12 protein-coding genes are annotated in these 24,176 nt (G+C 36.1%); 10 read left to right on the top strand and 2 right to left on the bottom strand.

Annotation, left to right across the window (positions count from 1 at the left end; genetic code table 11):
* Positions 1 to 337: 337 nt before the first annotated feature.
* Positions 338 to 2,728 (bottom strand): beta-galactosidase, encoded by a 2,391-nt coding sequence (locus Q4600_RS12990; protein ID WP_303516754.1) that lies wholly within the window; start codon positions 2,726 to 2,728, stop codon positions 338 to 340.
* Between the two features lie 444 nt (positions 2,729 to 3,172).
* On the opposite strand from Q4600_RS12990, the gene Q4600_RS12985 reads away from it, so the two are divergent.
* The 10 genes from Q4600_RS12985 (at position 3,173) to Q4600_RS12940 (ending at position 22,599) form a co-directional block, all read left to right on the top strand.
* On the top strand, positions 3,173 to 4,801 hold the full coding sequence (locus Q4600_RS12985) for a sugar porter family MFS transporter (RefSeq protein WP_303516753.1): 1,629 nt from the start codon (positions 3,173 to 3,175) through the stop codon (positions 4,799 to 4,801).
* A gap of 2 nt (positions 4,802 to 4,803) precedes the next feature.
* Positions 4,804 to 5,745 carry a sugar kinase gene (locus Q4600_RS12980; RefSeq protein WP_303516751.1) on the top strand — a complete coding sequence of 314 codons (942 nt, stop codon included), beginning with the start codon at positions 4,804 to 4,806 and terminating at the stop codon, positions 5,743 to 5,745.
* Between the two features lie 74 nt (positions 5,746 to 5,819).
* Positions 5,820 to 6,920, top strand: a complete 1,101-nt coding sequence (locus Q4600_RS12975) for a glycosyl hydrolase (RefSeq protein WP_303516750.1) — start codon at positions 5,820 to 5,822, stop codon at positions 6,918 to 6,920.
* 96 nt (positions 6,921 to 7,016) lie between these two features.
* A complete protein-coding gene (locus tag Q4600_RS12970) occupies positions 7,017 to 9,374 on the top strand; it encodes an alkaline phosphatase D family protein (protein ID WP_303516749.1) in 2,358 nt (785 codons plus the stop codon).
* A gap of 492 nt (positions 9,375 to 9,866) precedes the next feature.
* On the top strand, positions 9,867 to 13,328 hold the full coding sequence (locus tag Q4600_RS12965; RefSeq protein WP_303516747.1) for a TonB-dependent receptor: 3,462 nt from the start codon (positions 9,867 to 9,869) through the stop codon (positions 13,326 to 13,328).
* Between the two features lie 114 nt (positions 13,329 to 13,442).
* Positions 13,443 to 13,823 carry an STAS/SEC14 domain-containing protein gene (locus Q4600_RS12960; protein ID WP_303516745.1) on the top strand — a complete coding sequence of 127 codons (381 nt, stop codon included), beginning with the start codon at positions 13,443 to 13,445 and terminating at the stop codon, positions 13,821 to 13,823.
* 287 nt (positions 13,824 to 14,110) lie between these two features.
* On the top strand, positions 14,111 to 15,331 hold the full coding sequence (locus Q4600_RS12955; protein ID WP_303516743.1) for an EAL domain-containing protein: 1,221 nt from the start codon (positions 14,111 to 14,113) through the stop codon (positions 15,329 to 15,331).
* On the top strand, positions 15,318 to 20,093 hold the full coding sequence (locus tag Q4600_RS12950; protein ID WP_303516741.1) for a PAS domain S-box protein: 4,776 nt from the start codon (positions 15,318 to 15,320) through the stop codon (positions 20,091 to 20,093). Before Q4600_RS12955 ends, Q4600_RS12950 begins: the two co-directional genes overlap by 14 nt.
* Positions 20,094 to 20,119: 26 nt before the next feature.
* A complete protein-coding gene (locus tag Q4600_RS12945) occupies positions 20,120 to 21,202 on the top strand; it encodes a PleD family two-component system response regulator (RefSeq protein WP_303516739.1) in 1,083 nt (360 codons plus the stop codon).
* Positions 21,203 to 21,312: 110 nt separating this feature from the next.
* Positions 21,313 to 22,599, top strand: coding sequence for a site-specific integrase (locus Q4600_RS12940; RefSeq protein ID WP_303516737.1), 1,287 nt, complete (start codon positions 21,313 to 21,315; stop codon positions 22,597 to 22,599).
* Positions 22,600 to 23,667: 1,068 nt separating this feature from the next.
* On the opposite strand, the gene Q4600_RS12935 is transcribed toward Q4600_RS12940, so the two are convergent.
* The gene (locus Q4600_RS12935) at positions 23,668 to 24,168 is read right to left on the bottom strand and encodes a hypothetical protein (RefSeq protein WP_303516736.1); all 501 of its coding nucleotides are present in this window, start codon (positions 24,166 to 24,168) and stop codon (positions 23,668 to 23,670) included.
* Positions 24,169 to 24,176 lie beyond the last annotated feature (8 nt).

The following is a 24,176-nucleotide window of genomic DNA, read 5'->3' as shown; positions in this document are numbered from 1 at the left end:
TCTAGACACTTAGAAAGTTTAATACAATTGTCAAATGTATTATTGTTAAAAATAAACATTAATTTATTTTCCAACATTCTGATGTTTAAGGGATTTGTTTTATAAGTGGATATTTTTTTCAAAAAAAAGCCCTCATCACGTTTATTGTTAACAAAATACACTAGCGAGAATAATGCTTTGACTTCGTGTAAAAGAAACAATAATGACGTTAAGGGCAACTCTGATGACCTATTCAGACAAGCAATCTGCAACAGATTGGATAAAAACCAAGTGGTGGTTATGGGGATAACCCACCACTCGAAAATGGAAAAAAGACCTATTATTACTATGTAGCTGGTTAATCAAGATTACCGAAACGGCGTTGATACATATCAGCATTAATTTGTTTTGCTGCTTCAACCATGTAGGGATAAGGAGTGTCAGTAACAGATACAAAACCTACATTATAGTTTTCGCCATCATAGGCTCTACCTGTAATGGGTGAGTCGATATATTGAAACCAATGAGCACCTATAAAGTAAGGATTATCGATAAGTGAATTCATATAATCTTTATATTTCACACCACGGTCTTGTTGATCTGCTGCGTGGATAAGTCCAGGGTGATAAAGACCAGAGTCTTTAGCACCAATATGGAACTCTCCAATGATACTTGGTATATCAATTTCAGCTAAGAACTGCCATTTCTTTTTAGGTAAACCTTCTTTGTAAGAATTAAAGCTGATGACATCTACAAATTTTGCAGACGATTTTACAACTTCAATAGGCATCCCCCAGTCAGGGAATCTTGACCCTAAATACATATGATTTGGTAAGTATTGCTGTAATGCATTATCCACGGTACTAAAATACTTATCTGCGTATGTGGTTAGTAGGATGCCATAATCTTTCACTTGCTGTTCATTATTTATCGTTGAATCAATCCCTTTATCAAACGCTTGCCAATCGGTAATTTGAGTTTGCCAAACGGCATTTAATTTCGAAATATCTTTGTATTTATCTTTCATTACCCTGGTGAAAGCCGCTTTAGTTGGCACATCTGCACCGTCTCGGGTCAGTGTATTAACCACGATCCCGTAATGACTTTCAGTACTATCTGAGCGGCCAAAACTTTTTTCATTATCAATAAAGATCCCGACACACCAAGGATTACCTTTTACTTCTTCATAAACTGCCTTAGCAGTGACTAGAGCTCTTTTTTCGAATTCAGGGTCAAATACATCTGGCATCGGCGCCCAAAAATCATTACCGCTGGAAACCGTTTTATAGTCGCCAATAATCCAACCATTGGCAAAATAGGGGATTTTATTATTGTCGTAATAACGAGGGTCGGTCCAATTACCTAAAGATGTGAATCCCCAATCTAGCATACGGTTGACAGTGGTATCTTCCCAGGCTTGCATATACCCTTGAGGATGGTTGCCGTATTTTCTTTCTAAATTCGCGGCATAAAAACTATAGGTTTCACCATGTTTCACAGGTCCTGAATGGGCGCTACGACGGTAACCAAAATGTTTGCCTAAAGGTTCATCGTATTTAGGTAACCAACTGAACATGTTAGTTCTAACATCTGATGAGACAAAACGGCTATTAATGGCATCATCGCTTACTCGATTTAATTTTTGAGAGTCTTCAGGTGTGACATCACTATCAGTGGGTTGCACTATATATTGCTGACTAAAATCAAAGCCTGTCATGGTTGAAGAATTTGATAAGCGGATAATATCAATACCAGTAGCGAGGTATAAATAACCATCTGGATCAACAAGTGACCATTTATCGTTAATTTTTTCAGTTCTAAAATAACCAGTTGATTTAAGTTTAGGGCCAGCTAGCCAGCCACCATATTGACTGCGATCTTCTGCTACTTTCCCTGTGAGTGATGATGCTTCTAGTTTTCGCTCTTGTTCCATTTGTTGATCATTTGCAATTTTCCCGACAAAAGTTTCTTTATTATTTTGCCCATATTGATCAACGATATGGGTTAAAAATGATTTATCAAATTGAGGGTTTTGGCGTAACTGCATCTGACTAATAATAATCTGCTTATCATGCATATTACTTTGGACGCTTAAACTTATTCGGCTAATTCCTTTAGTATTGAGATTCTTTTTACCCCACATAGATGTAAATTGGCTTTCATCACTTTGCCAAGTATCTGGGTTAGAACGGAGTCCTGAGGTAAAGTTAAGTTCAACATTATGATCCCCATCAGGTGTACCTAAATCATGACCTGCCATTTTGGCATAATAAGTTTGTGCTTTAGAATTTGCTGGAACATTTACCGTACGGGTGTAGTTGTTACCATCAATATCGCTGATATCTAAATATAACTGGACGCTATGTTCACTTGGATTTGATATATCAAACGCCAAATTAAAATCGTTTAAATCACTCCAATCCCATGGTGTAACAGGGGAGAAGCTTACATTACTGTAACTGTTATCTTTTGAATGAAAATCTACGTTCAATCGAGATTTATCGATATACAGTTTTGCTGCATTACTGGTAATTACATTATTTATTAAAGTCGGATCTGACAAATCAATCAATTGTAAGGATTGTAATTTTTCCGTTTCACTATTAGACAAGGTGATGGGATCAGTAGGCTCGTTTATTCCACTAGATTCACTTTGGCAACCACATAAAGCTAAGAATACCGATGACATTAATATTGCTTTTCTACGGTTAAGATTAAATTGCTTACCGTCTGTATTTCGTTTTCTCATCTTAATTTCCATGTGGTGACAAGTTTATTTGAACGTCTATACTTTGTTAACAATCTACATTATGGTTTTTGTTGATGCAATATCTTATTAACAATTTTTCAAAGTCGGTACTTATGTTTGACTGCTGAAATCTCGCTGGCCAGTTAATTAATTAGGAATTTTGTGTTTATCCTTAGGACTAGTCATTAAAATGTTGATATTAAATATTAACTTAGCGTCAGCTTTATTTTGAGATTTGAAAGCAGACTCATATTCTTAAATGGTAAATTGTTAACAATAGTTGCAAATTGAAATAAGGTAATGCTACTGTATTGTTAATTAAATGGTTGATGCTTTTAATGGTTAGACTTAATGAAACCGGTGTTAATTGATACTAATTTCATGCAGTAAGGCTTAATTCAGCATGATCAACAAAAGAAAATTACAATAACAGCGGATGTAGTTATGATTAATACAAGTCACAGTGTTTTATATTGCGCATTAGTGGTGGCATTGGGTGGGTTTATATTTGGATTAGATGCCGCCCTTATTTCTGGTACAGTAAAATTTGTGACCAATGAATTCAATTTAACAGATTTGCAAATTGGAACGGTAGTCAGTGCACCAGGATTTGGGGTTATATTCGCGTTAATGATTACGGGCTATGTTTGTGACAAAATTGGCCGTAAACATACCCTAGTCATTATTTCATTCATTTACATCATATCCGCAGTGATGTCTGTACTGGCTAATAGTTTTGAATCACTAGTCATCGCACGCTTTATTGGCGGCTTAGCATTCACCTCTTTATCTGTAGCGGCCATGTATATTGGAGAAATCTCACCTTCACACCTTCGCGGAAAATTAGTCTCTATTATCCAAATTAATATTGTTGTAGGTCTGTCGATAGCTTATTTTGCTAATTACGCAATTTTAGCCTTGTCAGAAAGTGAACATCACTTTGTAATAACATTAGGTCTAGATATTCATACATGGCGCTGGATGTTAGGTATTGAAATTTTACCTGCCATTATTTGGTTTTGTTTATTACTCAATATCCCACAGAGTCCGCGTTGGTTGATCATGAAACACAAGGAAGAAAAAGCGAAACAAATTATCAATCAGTTTAATAATACGGACCATTGTGATGAAGAAATCACGCAAATCAAGTTAAGTCTTAAAAGTCATCATCCCAAGCATTCGTTTTGGTATTTGTTTAAAAGTTTATTTGATACAAAAGTGCGTGCTGCAATGTCGATTGCTTTAACTATTGCAGTTGTACAGCAAATTACTGGTATTAATGCAATTATGTTTTATGCACCGACTGTGTTTGAACAATTAGGGATCGGAACTGATGCTGCTTTCTTTCAAGCTATTATTGTGGGTTTAGTCAGTATCGTATTCACAGTAGTCGCCATTTTACTCATCGACAGATTAGGTAGACGTCCATTAGTTATTTGGGGGTTAGCCATTGCTACAATAAGCCTATTCGCATGTTTTTGGGGATTTAATCAAGCAACTTATTTACTTGATGAAGCTAAAGTGACTGGGTTAATGAATCAGTATGCGTTAGTAGATATTAGTTCACTTATAAATGTCGTGTATCAAAGTGATGTCGAGTTTAAGAATGCACTCATTGAAGTGATGGGTTCAACCAACGCAAAGCTTTATGAAAGCCAGATACTTCAAAGTGCAGCCAACATCAATGTGAACTTAATTCTAGCTGGCATTATTGGTTTCATTGCTGCTTTTCATTTTTCAATTGGACCGATTATGTGGGTATTATTTTCTGAAATATTTCCAACACATATTCGTGGTGTGGCCATTCCTGTTTTTGCTTTCATTACAAGTTTTGTGAGTTATTTAGTACAGCAGTTTTTTCCTTGGCTGCTTAGTGTTTTCGGCGCAGACGAAATATTTTTATTCTATGCAATTTGCGGTGCTATTGGCTTTGTACTCTTATTTAAAATAATGCCCGAGACTAAAAACAAAACCATCGAAGAAATTGAAACTTTATTAACTCATGCTTCAAAGGATATGAATAAACGGAATGAAGATATAGAAACCGTACCTTTAGCAGAGAGAGAAGCATAATTATGAAATCAATACTTGCTATAGGCGAATGTATGATGGAGTTAAGCCACCATTCGGATAATTTACTTAAGCGTTCTTTTGCTGGTGACACATACAATGCTCTGGTTTATGCAAAACGTTATAACAAAAAACTAGATTGTAAATATTTAACGGCTATCGGTGAAGATGCTATCAGTGGGGAAATGCTAAATGTGTTGCGCCAACATGATTTAAACAGCCAATGTGTTATAGCTTCGACTAATGCAACCATAGGTATTTACGCAATACATACAGATTCAAATGGGGAAAGAAGTTTTAGTTATTGGCGTAATCAATCAGCAGCTACTCAAATGATGAAGTTAATGTCATTAGAGCAAATGGTTTCGAAGATTGGTCACGTCGACAGTGTTTTCTTTAGTGGTATCACATTGGGTATTTTATCAGATGAAGATAAACATTTACTGTTATCTCTTATTAATACACTTCGTGAAAATGGCAGCCAAATTGTTTTTGACCCAAATTATAGGCCCGCAATGTGGCGGGGCACCATTCACGCTACTCAATGGATAAATTTAGCTTACGGCCATAGCGATATCGTGCTCCCAGGAATTGAAGAACATCAGACTTTATTTAATCATCAAAGCCCGATACAGATAATGCAGCATTGCCAAGATTTAAATGTAAAAGAAATCGTTGTTAAATGTGGTGAGCTTGGCACTTATGTTTATCAATACGGTGAACTTATATTTCATCAACCTTTCATTCCTGCTGAACAACAGGTCGATTCAACAGCAGCAGGTGACTCTTTTGCTGGCACTTATTTAGCCGCTAGATTAAGTGGTTTTGATATTGAAGGGGCGTTAATTGATGCTGCTAACATTGCAAGACAAGTCGTTCAGCATACTGGCGCAATTATAAATCAAAAAAATTATCAATCGGTTGCTACATTAACATCTTCAACCTAAACCAAAACTGGTTTAGGTGCTAATACACTCATTAATAATGTTTAAGCACCACTTAATCTTTACTGGGAAGTCATATGAAAACAAATAATAAACCGCTAAGCCTTGCAAGCCAACGCGCAATTGAACGCGGTTATGATAATAACAATGCTGATTGGATGGTGGAGTTTGATGTGAGTCCACTAAAAGGCGATTTTGCTTTTGAAGAAGGGGTTATTCGACGTGACCCATCGTCAGTGATTGAAGTTGATGGCTTATTTCATTGTTGGTATACCAAAGGAACAGGCGAAACCGTCGGTTTTGGCTCCGATAACTTAGAAGATAAAGTGTTCCCATGGGATTTAACTGAAGTGTGGCATGCTACATCTATAGATGGTGAAGTTTGGAAGGAGTGCGGTGTTGCTATTGAACGCAGTGCACAAGGCCAATATGACGATCGTGCTATCTTTACTCCAGAGGTATTAGTTCATCAAGGTCGCTACTATTTAGTTTATCAGACAGTGACAACCCCTTATACCAACCGCCAATTTGAACACATTGCCATAGCAAGTTCAGATAGCCCCTATGGACCTTGGTTGAAATCACCAGCTCCAATTTTAAGCCCAAGTCAGGATGGCGAATGGCGAGGGAATGAAGACAATCGTTTCCATGTGTTAAATAAAGGCAGTTTTGATAGCCATAAAGTTCATGATCCATGTTTACTCTTCTTTAATAAGCAGTTCCACCTTTATTACAAAGGAGAAACTATGGGCGAGGAGATGAATTTTGGCGGCCGCGAGATAAAACATGGTGTTGCTATAGCAGACCAAATTGAAGGACCTTATATCAAGTCTGAGCTCAATCCTATTTCTAATAGCGGTCATGAAGTCGTGGTCTGGAATTATCAAGGCGGCATAGCCTCTTTGCTTACAACAGATGGACCAGAAAAAAACACTATTCAGTTTGCTGCAGACGGTCAAAATTTTGAAATTAAAGCACATATTAAAGGTGCTCCAGAAGCAATTGGTTTATATAGAGATCCAACTATTTGTGCAGAAAATCCATCAAAGCTTGCTAAACCAGGTTTGTCTTGGGGGTTATGCCATCAATACGATGCTTCATGGAACTGGAATTTTATATGCCGATTTAAAATAAAACGACAAATCCTTGATGCTGGAACATTTCAAAACAGCAATTAATAACTGTACTAATTAACAACCACCTTTATTCGGAACAAGTTGCTCGCTAAAAGATAGCCTGCTGTTGCATTGCTCTATATAAATTTTGAGGCATTCATGGATAGAAGAAGTTTTATTAAATTGTCAGCAATAGCAACAGGCAGTTTGTTATTTCCTACACAAGCAGCTAGAGCCGCGGCAAATAGGCAAAATCTAACCCCTGTTGATATTATCGAGTCTGTTGCCAGTAATATTAAACGTCATTGGCTTGGCAGTAGCTTTTGGGGCAACAGATTACAAGATTGGCGAGTTAATGACGGCAGAATAGAATGTATTCGAAATAGTCGTGGTTTCGAAATGCGAACAGTATCCCTGTTGACTAGGCAACTTAATGACAGGCAGCAACCAGCACGGATACGAGCAAAAGTTTCAAATATGACACCAAATAAAGCCGGTTTTTGTGGCTTTTTGATTGGTGCTGGCAGCAATGAACTTGATTACCGCTCTGCAGCACTTATCCAAAGAGCATCCGGTAAAAATGGCGGCTTTATGGCCGTAATTAATGAACAAGGTGAATTAAGCTTTAAAGATTTTACCAATATTCAAAAACCGCTATCTTTCGAACGAGTGATTAGAACTAATACGATTAACATCGGTAACTTACAAGGCAAAGAAATTATATTGGATTGTCACATTGATCCGGTGACGAACGGAAAATTCGATGTCAGACTGATTGCTATTGATGCAAAAACGAACAAAGAGCTTGGCTTTATTGTTAGAACTGCCGTTCCATCAAGTGAATTAGTGGGCGGTATAATGCTGTTATCTTCAACACCACCTAAACAAGCTGGCGCGAGGTGGTCCTTTAGGGATATCAGTACTGGTGGTAATAAAATATCACGTAATGATGACCAAGGCCTTGGGCCCGTGGTTGGGTGTATGCATAGCGTTAACCGCCAAATATTAAAGCTAAGCTGTCAATTTATGCCTATAGCTGAAAATGAATACCAGACTATCAAGTTACAATATAAAAACGTTAATGGTGATGAGTGGCAATCAGTTTTGGCAGGAGTCGATCCAGGTTTTGTATATCAATTTAGAGTTGATAATTGGGATAGTACTCAAGATTATCATTATAGAGTCGTTAGCCTTGCAGATGAAAAAATTCTGTACCAAGGTAAAGTCTTAAAAGATCCGAACAAGGGTAAAGATTTAACCGTGGCTTTATACTCATGTCTAGTTGCAACTAATCTTTCATTAGACATCGAACATTATAAAAAAAGACTGAAACAAGAAAACATTTTGGGTCGGTTTAGTAATGAAAATATACTTTTTCCACACACAGAGTTGGTAAGTAATTGTGATAAACATCAGCCTGATATGTATGTTTTTTGTGGTGATCAGTATTACGAAGCTACACCGACACAAATATGGCGCAATAGACCTGATTCACATCTAGACATGCTTTATCGTTGGTATTTATGGTACTGGACCTTTAGAGATTCGATACGTAATAAGCCAGCTATTTTGTTAGCTGATGATCATGATGTACTCCAAGGTAACTTATGGGGTGTCGGTGGCAGAGATCCTGTTGTACTAGAAGGTGACAAGCCAACTGAAGAAGATGGCGGATATACTCAAACTAAAGCCCTGGTGAAAATGGTTTATGGCATGCAACATGGCCATAATCCAGATGCTTATGATCCTACACCTATTGCTCATGATATACCGGTCACTTATGGAGCCTTTGTTTATGGCGGAGTGAGTTTTGCTTTAGTAGAAGATCGTAAATTTAAATCTCGACGTAATATCAAAGTAAACCCTTTATATACTCAAGGAGAGTTACTGGGTCATCGACAAGAGCAATTTTTATCAGCATGGGCTGATATGGATAAAGGTTTACCAAAGATTTGTATTGCTTCATCTATGTGGGGATCTCCACAGACTAAGAGTAATCTCGAACCACTGCTTGATTACGATTCTAATGGCTATCCACCTGACGGAAGAACTCGTGCGATAAAACTTATTAAAGAGGCGGACGCAGTCGTTATCTGCGGTGACCAGCATCTAGCCATGGTGGCTAAACAAGGACTTGATGACTATGAAGATGGTCCAACATTTTTTGCAGGTCCTGCTGGTGCTGCATTTTGGCAACGCTGGTTTGAAGGCTTAGGTAAATTGGATAATCAGTTTAATCAAGATCCTAATACAGGTAATTTTACAGATACATTCGGCAATAAGATGCGCGTGTTAGCTGTTGCTAATCCTAAAGTCACTTATGATGACTTTAAGCATCAAACCAATCACTCTTGGAGTAACTTCCTATCGGATAGGCGTTTGAAAAGTGAAGGCTATGGCATTGTCAAGATTCAACATAACCAGCAACAAATAAAATTTGAATGTTGGGAATGGAATGTAGACCCATCAACAGGCAAGCAATTTTCTGGATGGCCTTACATACATAAACTGACTTAACGTTATATATATTTTCATTAGCTTTATGAGGCCATCGAAAGATGGCTTTTTTATTAAAGATTTAACAAATACACATAAATTTGCTGTAAAAGTACATTGTTAATTTGTATCTTATTTATAAAATATCAATTTTTTAAACAGTTCAAAACTCTACTTTGGTAATGACAGGCTTTTAAAGAAACCAATGTATGTAAAAAAGCAGTATAAAGAACTACGTAAAGCATTCTCTCCATAAGTCACTATTTAAAAACACATTAATCTCTTCAGCTTTCTATCCCGCCTTGCAAAATTGCGTTACCATTTTGTTAAATAAATACCTTTGAATTATTTTTTCCCAATTAAATTTGGCTTTTAATTAATTGAAGATTGTTAACAAAATTATGTTGACACATCTTCTCTTGGTCAGTAATGTCTGTAAACAGAGTTGCAACATTGTGTTAACTTTTAGCGACTCAAGATAGGCAGAAACAAAAAGCTCTTGGGGGAGTAAACATGCCATTTAATAAGACACACTATAAATACAATCCAATATATCTAGCATTGCTTACTGCAATGTCAGTTAATGCGGTTGCTGACGAAAAAGCAGCGGATAAATCACCTGATGAGATGGAAGTCATTCAAGTTAAAGGCTTGAAAAGCAGTTTAAAGAAGTCAATCAACGATAAAAGATTCTCTGAAAACCTTACTGATTCAATTAATGCTGAAGATATTGGTAAATCCACTGACCAAAATATTGCTGATGCATTATCAAGAGTCACCGGTGTTACTGTTCAATCTGTTGATGGTGAAGGCTCACGTATTACAGTTCGTGGTGCAAACTCACAACAAAATAACATCAGCATGAACGGTGTACAACTTGGCTCCACTGACTTTAGTCAAAGCGTTGATTTATCGCAGTATTCATCTGACATTTTGTCAAAAATCGAAGTGGTTAAAACACCTAGTGCAGATCACGAAGAGGGCGCTTTAGGTGCAAATATTAATTTAATCACCAACAAACCGTTAGATTTAAATTATCAAATTCGTACCGTTACTGTAGAGGGACGATACAACGATTTACTTGATGACGAAAATTACAAAATATCGGGTACTATTTCTGAAAAAATGTTCGAAGATACTTTTGGTCTTATTTTTACGGCAGTAAAAGAAACCAATTCTTATCGTAAAGATCAGTATTCAGCAGATAACTGGGTATCTGAGTTTTCTCATTTAGCCTCTGATACAGAAGGAAATTTGGTTGAAGATGTGTGGGGTATTACTAACAAGAACTCACGTTACGAGCTATATAATAACGATGTAGATCGTATGAATTTCAATCTAGGTTTGCAATGGGCGCCGAGCGATTCAACTGAGTTTAATCTTAATACCAATTACACTAAACAATCTTTTGAAAGTTCAATGCATGGCGTACAAATTCGAAGCGGCGAACAAGGAAATATGATTGAAGGTGTCGACCCTGGTTTAGGAGGCGGTCCATCTCAGTGGACCGATCCACAGCAAGATTGGCATACCATTGATTTAAAAACCAATACATTTACTAAATACTTAAACCGATTTGGTGATGGTGGATTAAGCCAGTCTGAAAACAAATATGATGAAGAAAACACCGTTATCTCATTCGATGTTAGGCATGATATTAGTGATAATCTTATTTTAAATGCCGGTCTAGGTTATTCAAAGTCAGAACGTATTCCTGAAAACCAAGTGTATATTGCGATGCAAAACTACAGCAATATTAACCGCTGGTTATTAAAAAATGTTCCAGAAACTGATATTGAGCCTGTTGGTTACGACTGTACCAATGGCCCATGTACCTTAGTAGGTGGTTCTGGCCTCATTGATTATGGCGAGAATAACGAATTTGGCGATCCATTAAATGTTTGGGATAACTACGGTACAACAGGTTTTAACGTTGATGAGCTCAATGCCCAGCATTTAACCTTTTTGAACCGTTCAGTTGTTGCTGTTGAAGATGAACAGAAATCTGCTTTTGTTGATTTTGACTGGATAGTCGACGTAGGGCCACTATCAAGTATCGAGTTTGGTGCGAAATACTCTAACCGTGAAAAATACGTAGATAACCAGCAAAATGCATTTAATAGTGTTGGTGAAGGCATTGTCATTAATAACCCTTACACCGGCGCACCGACTGTATTAAATGATGGTTTGAATTCTTTAAGTGGTGATTTATTTGCTACCGGTGAAAACTTTCCTGTAGATGACTTTATGGACAGTAACGGCTATGGGCGAGATGCGATTACTGATGGTTGGACAACTTTTTCAGCATTTAAAGCATTTGATGTTGCTTTAGGTTCACCTTCTGTAGGTTTCGAGCCTGATAATTCAAATACACGTTCTGCAGAACTTGAAAATTTTGCAACTTATTTAAAAGCCAATTTTGATTTATTTGATGGTCGCTTATCGGGTGATGTTGGTGTTCGATATGTTAAAACGGAAGTCGAAACATCAGGCTACTCAGGTGTTCAGTTCGCCTTTGATCCAGGAAATGTCGGCCGTTTGATGGATCCATTTAAGTTAGCTGAGTTACGAGACTCATCTTTACCTGAATGTAGCGGTATCCCTTTTTATGGCACAGATTGGAATGCTGAAGCTCGTTGGGGCCGTGTAGATGGCAATGGTTACGATACTAATGGTACTAACGATTTAACTGATGATATTGCTCGACCAGATGAAGGTGCTTGTTTTGATGCTAATGCTGTACGTGGTAATCCAAACGAAAGTGGTTGGTGGTTATGGCGTCACAGTGATATATCTACTGAAAAATTCTATGGTTATGGTGATAGACAACTTGACGAAAATGGTCAGCTTGTTGCAACTGAAGATAGAAGTAAGCGTAGCTTTGCTGTAACTGGTACTCATGATTATGACGTTTTCTTACCCAGTCTAAACTTGAATTATCTCCTTACTGACGATTCGGTACTACGTTTTGCAGCATCTAAGACGATGGCACGCCCACAAATTGATTCATTACGTCCTGGTTTTAAAGTGCGTGAAACCCAGTGGGGCGGTTACAATCGTAATAACACCATTACCCTCACAACACCTAAATTAGACCCATTAGAATCAATTAACTTAGATTTATCGTACGAATGGTACTTTAACGAATCAGGTATGTTGTCTGCAGGCCTATTCTATAAAGACATGACTAATTTCGAAGAATCTGAAACTGTTGTGACTTATATGGATGACCTACGAGATGTCGGCTTAACAGAAGGCGAAGGTTATAATCCTGATGATTTAGTATTGGTAGCAGGCCAAGACAGTCTTGAACAATGTATGCCTAAACGCTTCCAGGGTAATGATGAATTCCGTGAAGATTGGATGTACTCGGGTGACTTGGAGCAAATGTGTGCTCAGTTCAAAACAACTCGTATCAAAAATGGTAAAGGTGCGAACATTAAAGGGGTTGAACTGCAGTATATTCAAACTTTTGACATGCTACCCGGTTGGCTTTCAGGTTTAGGTATTCAAACTAATTATACCTATCAAGACAGTAAATATGACCAAGAAGTATCGTCAATAGATGACACTGTTCAACTACCTGAGTTACAAGTTGCCTATACACCTGAGCATAGTTATAACTTAACTGCATTTTGGGAAAAGAATGGACATCAATTAAGACTGTCTTATCGAGGTAATAGTGACCAATTAGCCAAGCGCTCATGGGAATCAGGTTCATTATGGGAAGAAGGGCGCCAAACTCTCGACTTCTCAGCTAGTTATAAGCTAAATGATATGGTTACATTCTCTTTCCAAGCCGTGAACTTAACTGATGAGGGTGTACGTCAGTATTATACTAGCCGTTTCCTAAATGTTAATGGTGAAGTGTTAGATGAAGGTAGTCCACTGTCAGGTAATGCGACGGACTCACGTACCGTTTATCAGTACCAAACAGGCCGAACATTCCGTCTCAATGCACGTATGAATTTCTAAATTGAATACTTATAAAAAGCTACCTTTGGGTAGCTTTTTTTTTGTACAAATATGCTAGCTTAGTAGTGTTCTAGTAATTCGGTTCGTCGCTATCAATGTTAGAAGGAGAAATTTATGACCCAGGAATCACATGGCTTTTCTATAGGCATAGAGAGAATTAACAGTGATGTTTTTTTATCACTAAAAGCAAAAGGGACATTAACTCATCAGGACTATCTTACAATAACGCCAATTATCGAATCTGCTTTAGCAGAAGTTAACAATCCTAAGGTGAAAGTTTTCATTGATGGTACCGAGTTAGACGGCTGGGAAATGAGAGCTGCGTGGGATGATTTAAAGTTAGGGCTGAAACATGGCAACGAATTTGAAAAAATAGCTATTTACGGCAATAAAGGCTGGCAAGAGGTTGCTGGCAAAATTGCGAAATGGTTTATACACGGTGAATCACAGTTCTTTGAAGATAAAGACAAAGCACTTCAGTGGTTATTGAACTAATACCGAAACCCTAAACACACCTTGTTTACCATAAGTAAAAGTTAACGAGGTATGCTTAGGGTTTATAAGGCTTAGCAGCATTTGAGCAATCTTTATTGCTTAGGTTATTTACTTAGGTTTATTGCTTCGGTCAAAAGCTTTGAATAAGTGATAAGTTTCAAACTGCTTTGTCTTTATGTGATCAATGTATTAAACCTTGTCTGGCAACATCCTGTTTCTTCCTTGTTTTTTCTTATTTATGTCTATACTTATTTTATGAAAAGGAATTTCGAATAAGTGGAGGTATAGTGGCTAAGGAAATACGTTCTATACTGATTGTCGATGACCAATCAATCATCAGAAAGATTTTTATCAAAAGCCTACAGCTGTTGGGTAAATTTGATATTTCTGAAGCAGCTGATGGATTAGATGCTTTCAATCTTATTAAAACTTGTGATTTTGATATGGTGTTTTGTGATTTAAACATGCCAGTCAAAGACGGTTTGTATCTACTAGAACGATTAATCGAAATTAAATACACTAGCCCAATCGTATTATTTAGTGGTGAAGATGAAAATCTGCTTAACTCAGCGAAAGTATTAGCCTCTCATTACCACTTAAACATCCTTTCAATCGTTCCCAAACCAATAACTTCAATGATGCTTAAATCTCTGATTAATCAGGCGAGCTCACTAAAAACATTTACAGTACAAGAACCATTACTAGAGCTCACACAAGAACAACTTCAGTTTCATCTAAAGCAAGGTAATGTAAAAGCATATTTTCAACCTCAATATAATCTAAATACAAATCAAGTCTCGGGATTTGAAGCACTAGCCCGAATAGTCGATGGCGATAACGTTATTTTGCCATCGCAATTCATTAACGCAGCAGAAAATACTGGCTTGATTTTACCGTTAACGAAAGCGGTGATCACAGATGCCTTTGAAAACTTTTCAAAATTAAATAACACTTTCTCATCACTCAACTTATCAATTAACTTGTCCGGAAAGATTTTAGTGGATGACACTCTCCCGCAATGGATTGAAAGCACCGCATCTGCAAACGCGATTGCAAATAGCGCCATCACTTGTGAGCTAACAGAAACAGCCATTCCATCGAATCCTTCGATCATGATTGTCGCCTTACTCAGGTTAAGGATGATGAAATTTAAATTATCAATTGATGATTTTGGTACTGGGTTTGCTTCATTAGAGCAATTACATATGTTGCCTTTTGATGAGCTTAAAATCGATCGATGCTTTGTGTCAGATATTTTAAATAACACAAAGTCTCAAGCACTCTTCAGAAGAAGTATTTCATTAGCTAATGACCTTGATTTACTCGCAGTAGCAGAAGGTGTTGAAGACTATGAAACCAAATGTTTAATTCAGCAACTTGGGTGTTCAATTGCCCAGGGGTTTTTCTTTTCTAAACCATTACCTGCCAATGAAGTCGTGAATAAAATTAATCAGTTAGGCTTAGGTTTTGGTGTAAAAGAAGAGGTAAGTCCAATTGAACAAAAATAAATTAATGACTGTAAGCTTTTTGGCTATTTCTGTTGTTTTGTTAACTAGTATTTATATATTTGCACAAAATAACGATCAATTACTTCAAGAACAGACGGTATCTTTCTATGAAAAACAATCAAAGATGCTAACTGGGTTAGTCGAAAAGAGTTTATATGAGCAGCTAAACGATACTCAATTACAGCCTTTAATCATGGGGCCAGTAAATGAAAATAACTTGATCGATATTATTATTACTGAGAGTTTTAAAACTAAACTAAATACGCTAACCACACAAAAAGACAACTACATCAAAATTGCGATATTAGATCTACAAGGTAAGGTCTTAGTCGAAACCACTAAAAATAAATTGTCTGCTAATGTTCCTAAGTTTAACGTAGACCAATTAACAATCGCTAATTCAGAATGGTTTAAAGCAATTCGAAACAACCAGGTTAATCGCATTCAACAGGCTGACTTGTTTGGGCCGCAACAACAATTTATTGATAATTATCCTGATAGATATGACTTACTAATAGGTCATCCAATTTTTGCTGAAAACGGAGATAAGATCGCGATATGGATAAACATTATCGATTTTAGCCTCATAGAAGAAATTTTTAAAAATACCTATCAACAACTAGCGCTAAACGACTTACATCATCTCGAGTTGGCGTTAATTAACGACCAAGGTTATTTGTTAATTGATTTTGACCCCATTAGTAAACACCAAAACAGTTATCAACGTGATTTTTCTATATTGAATCAAGTTAATTTAATAGACGCAGGGGTTAAAGGGGCTGATCGCGCGATAGCTGGCTTTTCTGGTGTAGAATTAACCAGCCACGAAACTAAAGACGTTGAACAGATCATAATTTTTAGCCACTTTTCAGGTCATAAACAACGCCCAAATATCGGTTGGTCAACCATTATTCGTATTGATCAACAGGATGCTTTTTCTGTTTCTCAGTTATTCGACAAAAATGTATATCAAACAATAATAATTAGCTTCTTACTTTTGCTCACTTTAGGTTATTTGATATATAAACAATTACTTATACCACTTAATAACTTAACTCACTCTATAAAAAATTTATCAACAAACCCAAATAGTAAGCATCGATTAACAAATATTGATCACGAGACACATATTATAATTGACGATTTAAAGCAAAAATTTATCGATAACCAAAAGCTGGTTGATAAAAACAAAATACAACAAGAAATATTAGATTTGCAAAGAAGTGCAATTGATTCAACCAAAACGGGAATTGTTGTAACTGACATCAGACTGCCAGATCAACCTATTATTTTTATCAATAAAGCTTTTAGTGATATCTCTGGATACAGCGCAGAAGAGGTTTTAGGTAAAAACTGCCGTTTCTTGCAAGGTCCCAATACTGAAAAAGCATTAATAAAGCAGATGTCACATGCTATTACTAAAGGAAAACCTTGTGACGTTGTCATTACTAATTACAACAAAGCAGGTCATGCGTTTATTAATAACTTATCTTTAGGGCCAGTGTTTAATAAAAATAACCAGTTAACTCATTACATCGGTGTGCAAAATGACATAACCGAAGAAAAGCAAAAAGAAGAAGCATCGATGGTAGAAATGGCATTGATATTAGAAGAGCGAACGAAAGAATCTAAAGACTCTGCCAACAGATTAAGAGCTGTTTTTGATACCACTTTTGATGGCACAATTGTTTTAGATGAACGAGGTAATATCAAAGATGTAAATCGATCTTTAGAGTTAATCTTTGGTCGGACACGTACAGAGTTAATTGATTATAACATCAGTATATTACTCGTCAGCTTACAATATAATCAACAAGATCAATTGCATAAATCACCGTTTAAAGACTGGCTTAGAAATTACATCGGACAAACACAGAAAATTTATGGTTTACATAAATCAGGGCATCAAGTCCCACTTGAATTTTCCGTAGGTGAAACAGTTCTTGAAGCAGAAACAATGTATGTAGCGATTGTAAGGGATATTTCTGTACAGGAGCAGACTAAACGGCGAGAACTTGAATTACAGAAACAATTACATGATCAGGAACTTATTTATCGAACAGCATTTGATCAGGCAGCTGTTGGCATTGCACGTGTTGGAACCGATTCAAATTTTTTAGAAGTTAATACAAAGATGTGTGAGATTTTAGGCTACGAAGAAAGCGCCTTATTGACTAAAAAAATCAAAGATGTCACTTATGAGGAAGACATTCCTCAATCATTTCAATATATAAAAGAACTACTTGAAAACAAGAAGTCATTTTTTACTACAGATAAGCGTTATATTAGGGCTGATGGAATTGTATTTTGGGCTAATTTATCTGTTTCATTAGTCAGAGAAGATGTCACTCAACAACCTTTATTTTTTATCGCTGTTGTTGAAGATATTTCAGAACGAATCGCATCGGCAGATGCATTACTCCTAGCAAACGACGAAAGGGATAAATTACTCAGTGGTATCAATTTAGCTTCAGAAGCCGCAGGCGTATGTAATTGGTCTTATGACCTTCAAACTGGAGAACTAAATTGGGATTCGCGTATGTGCCAATTATATGGTCTTGATGAGAATCAAGCTATAGTTTATAAAGATTGGCGAAATGGGGTTCATCCCGATGATGTTGAAATAGCAGAACAAGAAGTCGCTGATGCAATAGAAAATATTTGTTCAATTAAAACTGAATTTAGAGTCATCAATAAACTGGATAAGTCCATTAGATGGGTTCAGTGTTCAGCTGACTTATTGTTGGATGAAAATCAAAAACCAGTCACCATGTATGGTATTAATATTGATCTTACACATGAAAAAAACATTCTATTGGCGCTAGAAAAAGAAAGCCAGGCGGCCAAGCAGGCAAGTAAATCTAAGTCTAGATTTTTAGCTACGATGAGTCATGAAATTAGAACGCCGATGAATGGTGTAATAGGGATGATTGACCTTCTTAAAAACACACCTCTTAACTCAGACCAAAAAAGAATGGTAACGACCATTCGTGACTCGTCGTTTTCATTGTTAGATATTATTAATGATATTTTAGATTTTTCAAAGATAGAGTCGGGTCAAATTGAAATTGACTTAACACAATGTAATGTACTTTCGATAGTCGAAAAAACCATGGATAGCCTATGGATTAATGCATCAAACAAAAATGTTGAATTGTACATCGACCCTGACTTATCAATGCCTAAAGAGTTAATGCTGGATACTGTTAGGGTAAGACAAATTCTGCTTAATTTATTAGGAAACGCGATTAAATTTTCAGGTGGCAAAGAGGACAAAGGAAAGGTAACGGTTAAAACACAGTTTGAAGAAAATTTATTGTCATTAGAAGTGATTGATAATGGTGTGGGGATTTCAACAGAGCAGCAACAAAAATTATTTGTTCCTTTTTCACAGGCCGATTCATCAACAACGAGGAAGTTTGGCGGTACAGGTTTAGGGCTAAGTATAACCAAATCGTTTACTGAACTAATGAAAGGCGACATACAAATTAACAGTGAGCTTGGTGAAGGAAGCTCATTTAAAGTTGTTCTTCCTGTACAAGCAGAATCATCTAAAGAAGTGGAATTTGAGCAATTCGATTTTTCTATGTATGCAGTATTTATTGCATGCTCTAATGATGACCTTGCTAATTCTTGCCATACAATATTAGCACAACTTAAACATCACAATATCCACGTTATATCTATTGACGACTGTTATCTTGTTACACAATCATCAATGCCTGCTGTATTACTTACTGATACGGAGCAATTTAAATGTTCTGATGAATGTAAACAAGTTAAAACCTTACAATTAAACTCAGATCCTATTGAAAGAAAAGGGCATATTGACCCTTACACTTATGTAGTAGGCACCCACCCCCTTAAACCGACAGAATTGATATTCGGTCTTGCAGTGTTATGCGGTCTAGAAAGTCCGATACTTGATTGGTCCACTGAAGATAATCAATCAAATAAAGCTGTAGTGCCTCAAACTATTGCAGAAGCTGAGTTAAATAATACGTTAATTTTGGTGGCAGAAGATCAACCTACCAACCGTTTAGTCTTAGGTAAACAACTAGATAGCCTTGGATATGCTTATGAAATGTCTGAAGATGGTGTTATAGCCCTCGAACTGTGGAAAACAGGTCGGTTTAGCTTATTACTAACTGATTGGCATATGCCAAATATGGATGGATTAGAATTAACTAGAACCATTAGAGATATAGAAAACCTCGAGAATAAGACTCCTATTATCATTATCGCAGTTACAGCTAATGCCATGGTCGGCGAGTCTGACAATTGTTTTGATGCAGGTATGAATGATTATATCGCTAAACCAATAGAAATAAGTACTTTAAAGGAAAAGCTAGCAAAGTATTTAGACATTAACAGTCAAGAATCAACATTAACGGCAGATTCAAATTTACCAACTCAAGAGTTTGATCAGTCCGTGATTGATTTCAGTCAATTAGAAGCTGTGATTGGTACCAACGATAAAGACATTACTGATGAGATTTTAGCTATGTTTTGGTCAAGTGTAGTAGATGATTTTGAGTTAATTAAGCAAGGGCTTGAAAATAGAGACCCAGAAACAATACGAAGTAGAGGCCATGCAGCAAAAGGGGCTTCTGTATCAAGTGGCGCAATATCATTAGGTGAGTTATTTAAGTGGATCGAGAAAAACAACGATAACTTTGAGGGGATAGTAACTCATATCAATGACATTGAAGCAGAATTAGTATTAATTAAACGTGTTTTAGAAACCAGATCAGTACTCTAATACATTGATAAGCAACAGGGCGGTTTATGGACAATTTAATGAGTGTGGTGGTTTTTTATCATTCAATTGAAATTAAAAAAGTGATTCAAGAAATCCTTAGAAATAAATATCAAAGTATTTTGTACTGCGATGTTAATACTAACCAAGAACAGTTTATTGCTTTTATGACGGATAAATCTCAGCCGGTGTTATTTATTTATGCTTTTGAAAAAACTGAAGAAGCAATTGAATTTAATGATATTTTTGTAGAACTCAATAAAAACAAGAAAATCCATAGTGATAAATATTTATCTTTATTAATCTGTTGCAGAGAACATCGTGAAGCTGCCTATTTTGAGTGTTCGAAAGGGCGCTTCTATAGCTATGAAACCTTTAGACCCGTATATGATATGAATAGGATTAGGCTTTCAATAACGCAAATGGGTGATTTATTAACCAGCCAAGATAAAGTTAACTCTTACCAACAAGATAAAAAGGCAGTGATTAAAAAATTACAATCTGTTTCCCACCAGCTGCATGAGGTTGAAACATCTTTAACAGACGAAAAGGGCATACAGCATAATTTACTAACCGAGCTTATTTCTGAAGTCGATCAGTTATGTAAAGGGGATATGACTGAGAGTGCCGAAGTCAAAGTGCAAGTAGAAAAGATTAAACCTAGAGTTGAAAATTTTAAGGCCCATAATCAGAAATACTTTAACGAAATAGGCAGCAAGGTAAGGGCAGCTAAGCCTAGCTTTAAGAAAAAAATGCCTTTAGTACTTGTGGTTGATGATCAAAATGTAATGCTTAAAATTATTACCACAATTTTAAAACCCAAAGGCTTTGATGTTGAAGTCGCAACTAATGGGGCTGAAGCACTAAACAAACTAAAAAACTGTCAGCCAGAACTTGTGTTATTGGATATTGATATGCCAGTAATGGATGGAATTCAAACACTAAAAGCCATAAAAGAAATTAATGAATTAAGCCAGGTTCCAATCATTATGCTAACAAGCAACACAGACAAAGAAAGCTTTATCGAATGCCGTGAATTGGGTGCTATTGATTACATTGTAAAACCTACAAATGCAGAAACACTACTGAAAAAAATACTTGCGGTAATTTAACTTAAAGGTAATAAATTCAATATAAACGGCTATTTATGTGCCGATAAATAACGTTATCGGCATTAAGTAAATCTGGTATAATTAATCAATTATTTCAGCAAGATAAGATTATGCTAAACGAGAAACCTCCAGTTTACCCTCTATTTGATTCCGCTGACTTTATCCTTGCGGGTAATAGCTTTGTTAATCAACATATCACCACGATAACGCTTCATAAAGTGCCAGATGCTGGCTTAATTATTGAGCATTGTTCCGATTGGTTATTTGAACAAAAACAATCTGAGAATAATTACAAAGCGTATCGTAGCGAGCTAACAACGTTCTTGCATTGGTGTTTTGATGTCGCGTCACTTTCACCGATTCAAGTAACGCGTAAGGATATTGCCCGTTATATAAACTACTGTGAAAACCCGCCAATTGATCTTGTTGGCTATTTTAATGTGGCACAATTTAAGACAGATAAACCTACAGGAATAAGGTATCCAAATACTGCATGGAGACCGTTTATCGGTAAGAAAAAGCTTGGTAAACAATTGCCATACAGCCTAAGTGAGAATGCATTAAAGACTAAAATTGCAATTGTTTCATCATTTTACGGCTATTTAAATAGTGAAGAATATACTGAGCGAAATCCTGCACAATTATGGTTAAAACACAGTCGTTTTGCTGTTAATCGTAAATACGTAAAAAATGACGATGACAACCATCATGCTTTTACTAAATTACAATGGTCATATGTCGTCAGTACAGTAACTGAGTTGGCAGAAAAAGAACCAGAAAAACATCAACGAAGTTTGTTTTTAATCAACATATTATATAGCTGTTACTTACGTATTTCTGAGATTAGCGCCCGTGCTGGTTACTCACCAATGATGAGTCAGTTTAGAAAAGATGCTCACAATGGCATTTGGTATTTCTACGTACCATTTTCAAAAAGCGGCAAAGCTAGAAGTATTGCAATATCTGCGTCACTGTTAGACGGTCTTCAAACATATCGCCATTTTCTTGGACTTAGTGATTTACCTAATATTAATGAGCAACAGCCAATTTTTATTAGACACAAAGCAGCTTCTCATGGCCGAGACTCTGGTGAGTTAAATGCAAATTTAGGTATCAGGCAAATAAGAGAAGAAATAGATACGCTCATCAATCTTGCAGCAGATAAAGCATTAGAAGATGGCTTTGATCATGACAGTGAATTGATGAGGAAACTATCTGCACACAATATCAGGCATACTGGTATTACTCATGACATCAATATTAATAAAAGGCCGTTATCGCATGTTCAAGCTGATGCCGGACACGAAAGCATTGATACAACGTCACAGTACTTGCACACCACACAAACAGAACGTCATCAAAGTGCTGCCAACAAACCACTGGATCATTTAGCCTAAAACTTAGGCGCTCGTATGTGAAATCTGAATGTGTATCAAGGGTATTAGCTTCAGATTTCACGTAGCGACGCCATAAATAATGTGCTGTTTTGCCTGTAAAGTGGCGGATTCTTGTTAAAACAGTACGATTAATACGATTACACATAACTGCGCACAATGTATATTATGTTAAATGAGATATGTCTTTAAGGATTAGAAAATTAGTTCAGTGTGAGCCCTGCCACTTAGATCGAGATTTCACGGCGCAATGAGATTTTTATTTGCACTTGTACCAATAACTATGCGCTATATAGGATAACTACAGCTTGAACTGAAAACAGATGGTAAGCTTTTAACTCCGTCTACATGTATTGATTTACTAAACCAAAACATGTACTTAACTAATTGAAGCATTTTTCTGGAGTTGTTTATGAACTCAATTATCATAAACTATTAATACCGCTCATCAATAAGTGACTGAAAATTAATGATAATAATTAAACAAGCTAACTCGAATAAGGAAATGCTCAATAGTTAGGCGTTGCTACGTGAAATCTGCGACTTTTACTAAGGCCATTTCAAACTGAGTCTCTTAAATTTATCGCTAATGATATTGCCTTGCTGGTACCCTAGAGCTTTCCTAGTCTATCTAAAGATTCAATTACAGAACAAAGATAATTGAGTTGCTGATTTTCAATTGTAACAGCATGAGATTTTGAATCTCTAATCGTGAAAGTATTTATTGTTTACATTACATAAAAACATCAACGCCCTAATTCAATAATATATTGCACAAGATTTTAGTTTTAATAATGATTTTATTGTTACCGTTGGTCTTGCCAGATATAATAATTAACAAAATTACCCCTGATACTTACTTATTTCAGCTTGCTAAGTGATTGAAAAAAATAGTTATATCAATCAAAAATAATGTAGAGGAATATAATTAATTAATCATGTTAGCCCCCTAACCTGTTACTGGACATTTCCGTGTTACAAAGTTTGGTTTTCAGATAACTTCTAGTATCCCAATTACCTACAAATGCCTGGTCAAAACTACTGAACCACTACACTAGCAATATGTCATATTTAAAAGACACTTGAATCATCTAGAAAGCTACTGGAATCTTCTAGAATGGTTCTCGTAAAGTCATCACTTTCAGTAATTGAGTAACTTTCATCTAATAAGTCATGGAAAACATTGCACTCTATATTTCTGTAAGTAGGATCTAATAATAAATCAGTGCAAATATCAGTATCATCAGTATCATCAATTTCATGAATAATAACAGTATCTGCTATTTCATGAGTATCATAAATTTCATGAGTAATAACAGTCTCTGCTATTTCATGAGTATCATCAATTTCATGAGTAATAACAGTATCTGCTATTTCATAAATACCATAAATAGAGGATGCGGTTGTTAATGGAACGACTTTAGGTGTTACTGACTCAGAAGTATAAGAACTTAATACAGATTTTAAGGCATGGCATAAAAGAAATATCATGATTGTTATTAAAATTATCGCAATACCGTAAATCACTGCATTTGTGTTTAGTATTGAATGAAATAAATTTGATCCTGACATTGGCATTC

Origin of the sequence: Shewanella sp. 2_MG-2023 (assembly GCF_030548905.1) — a bacterium.
GTDB classification, from domain to species: Bacteria; Pseudomonadota; Gammaproteobacteria; order Enterobacterales; family Shewanellaceae; genus Shewanella; species Shewanella electrodiphila.
This window is presented reverse-complemented; position numbering and strand designations above follow the sequence as displayed.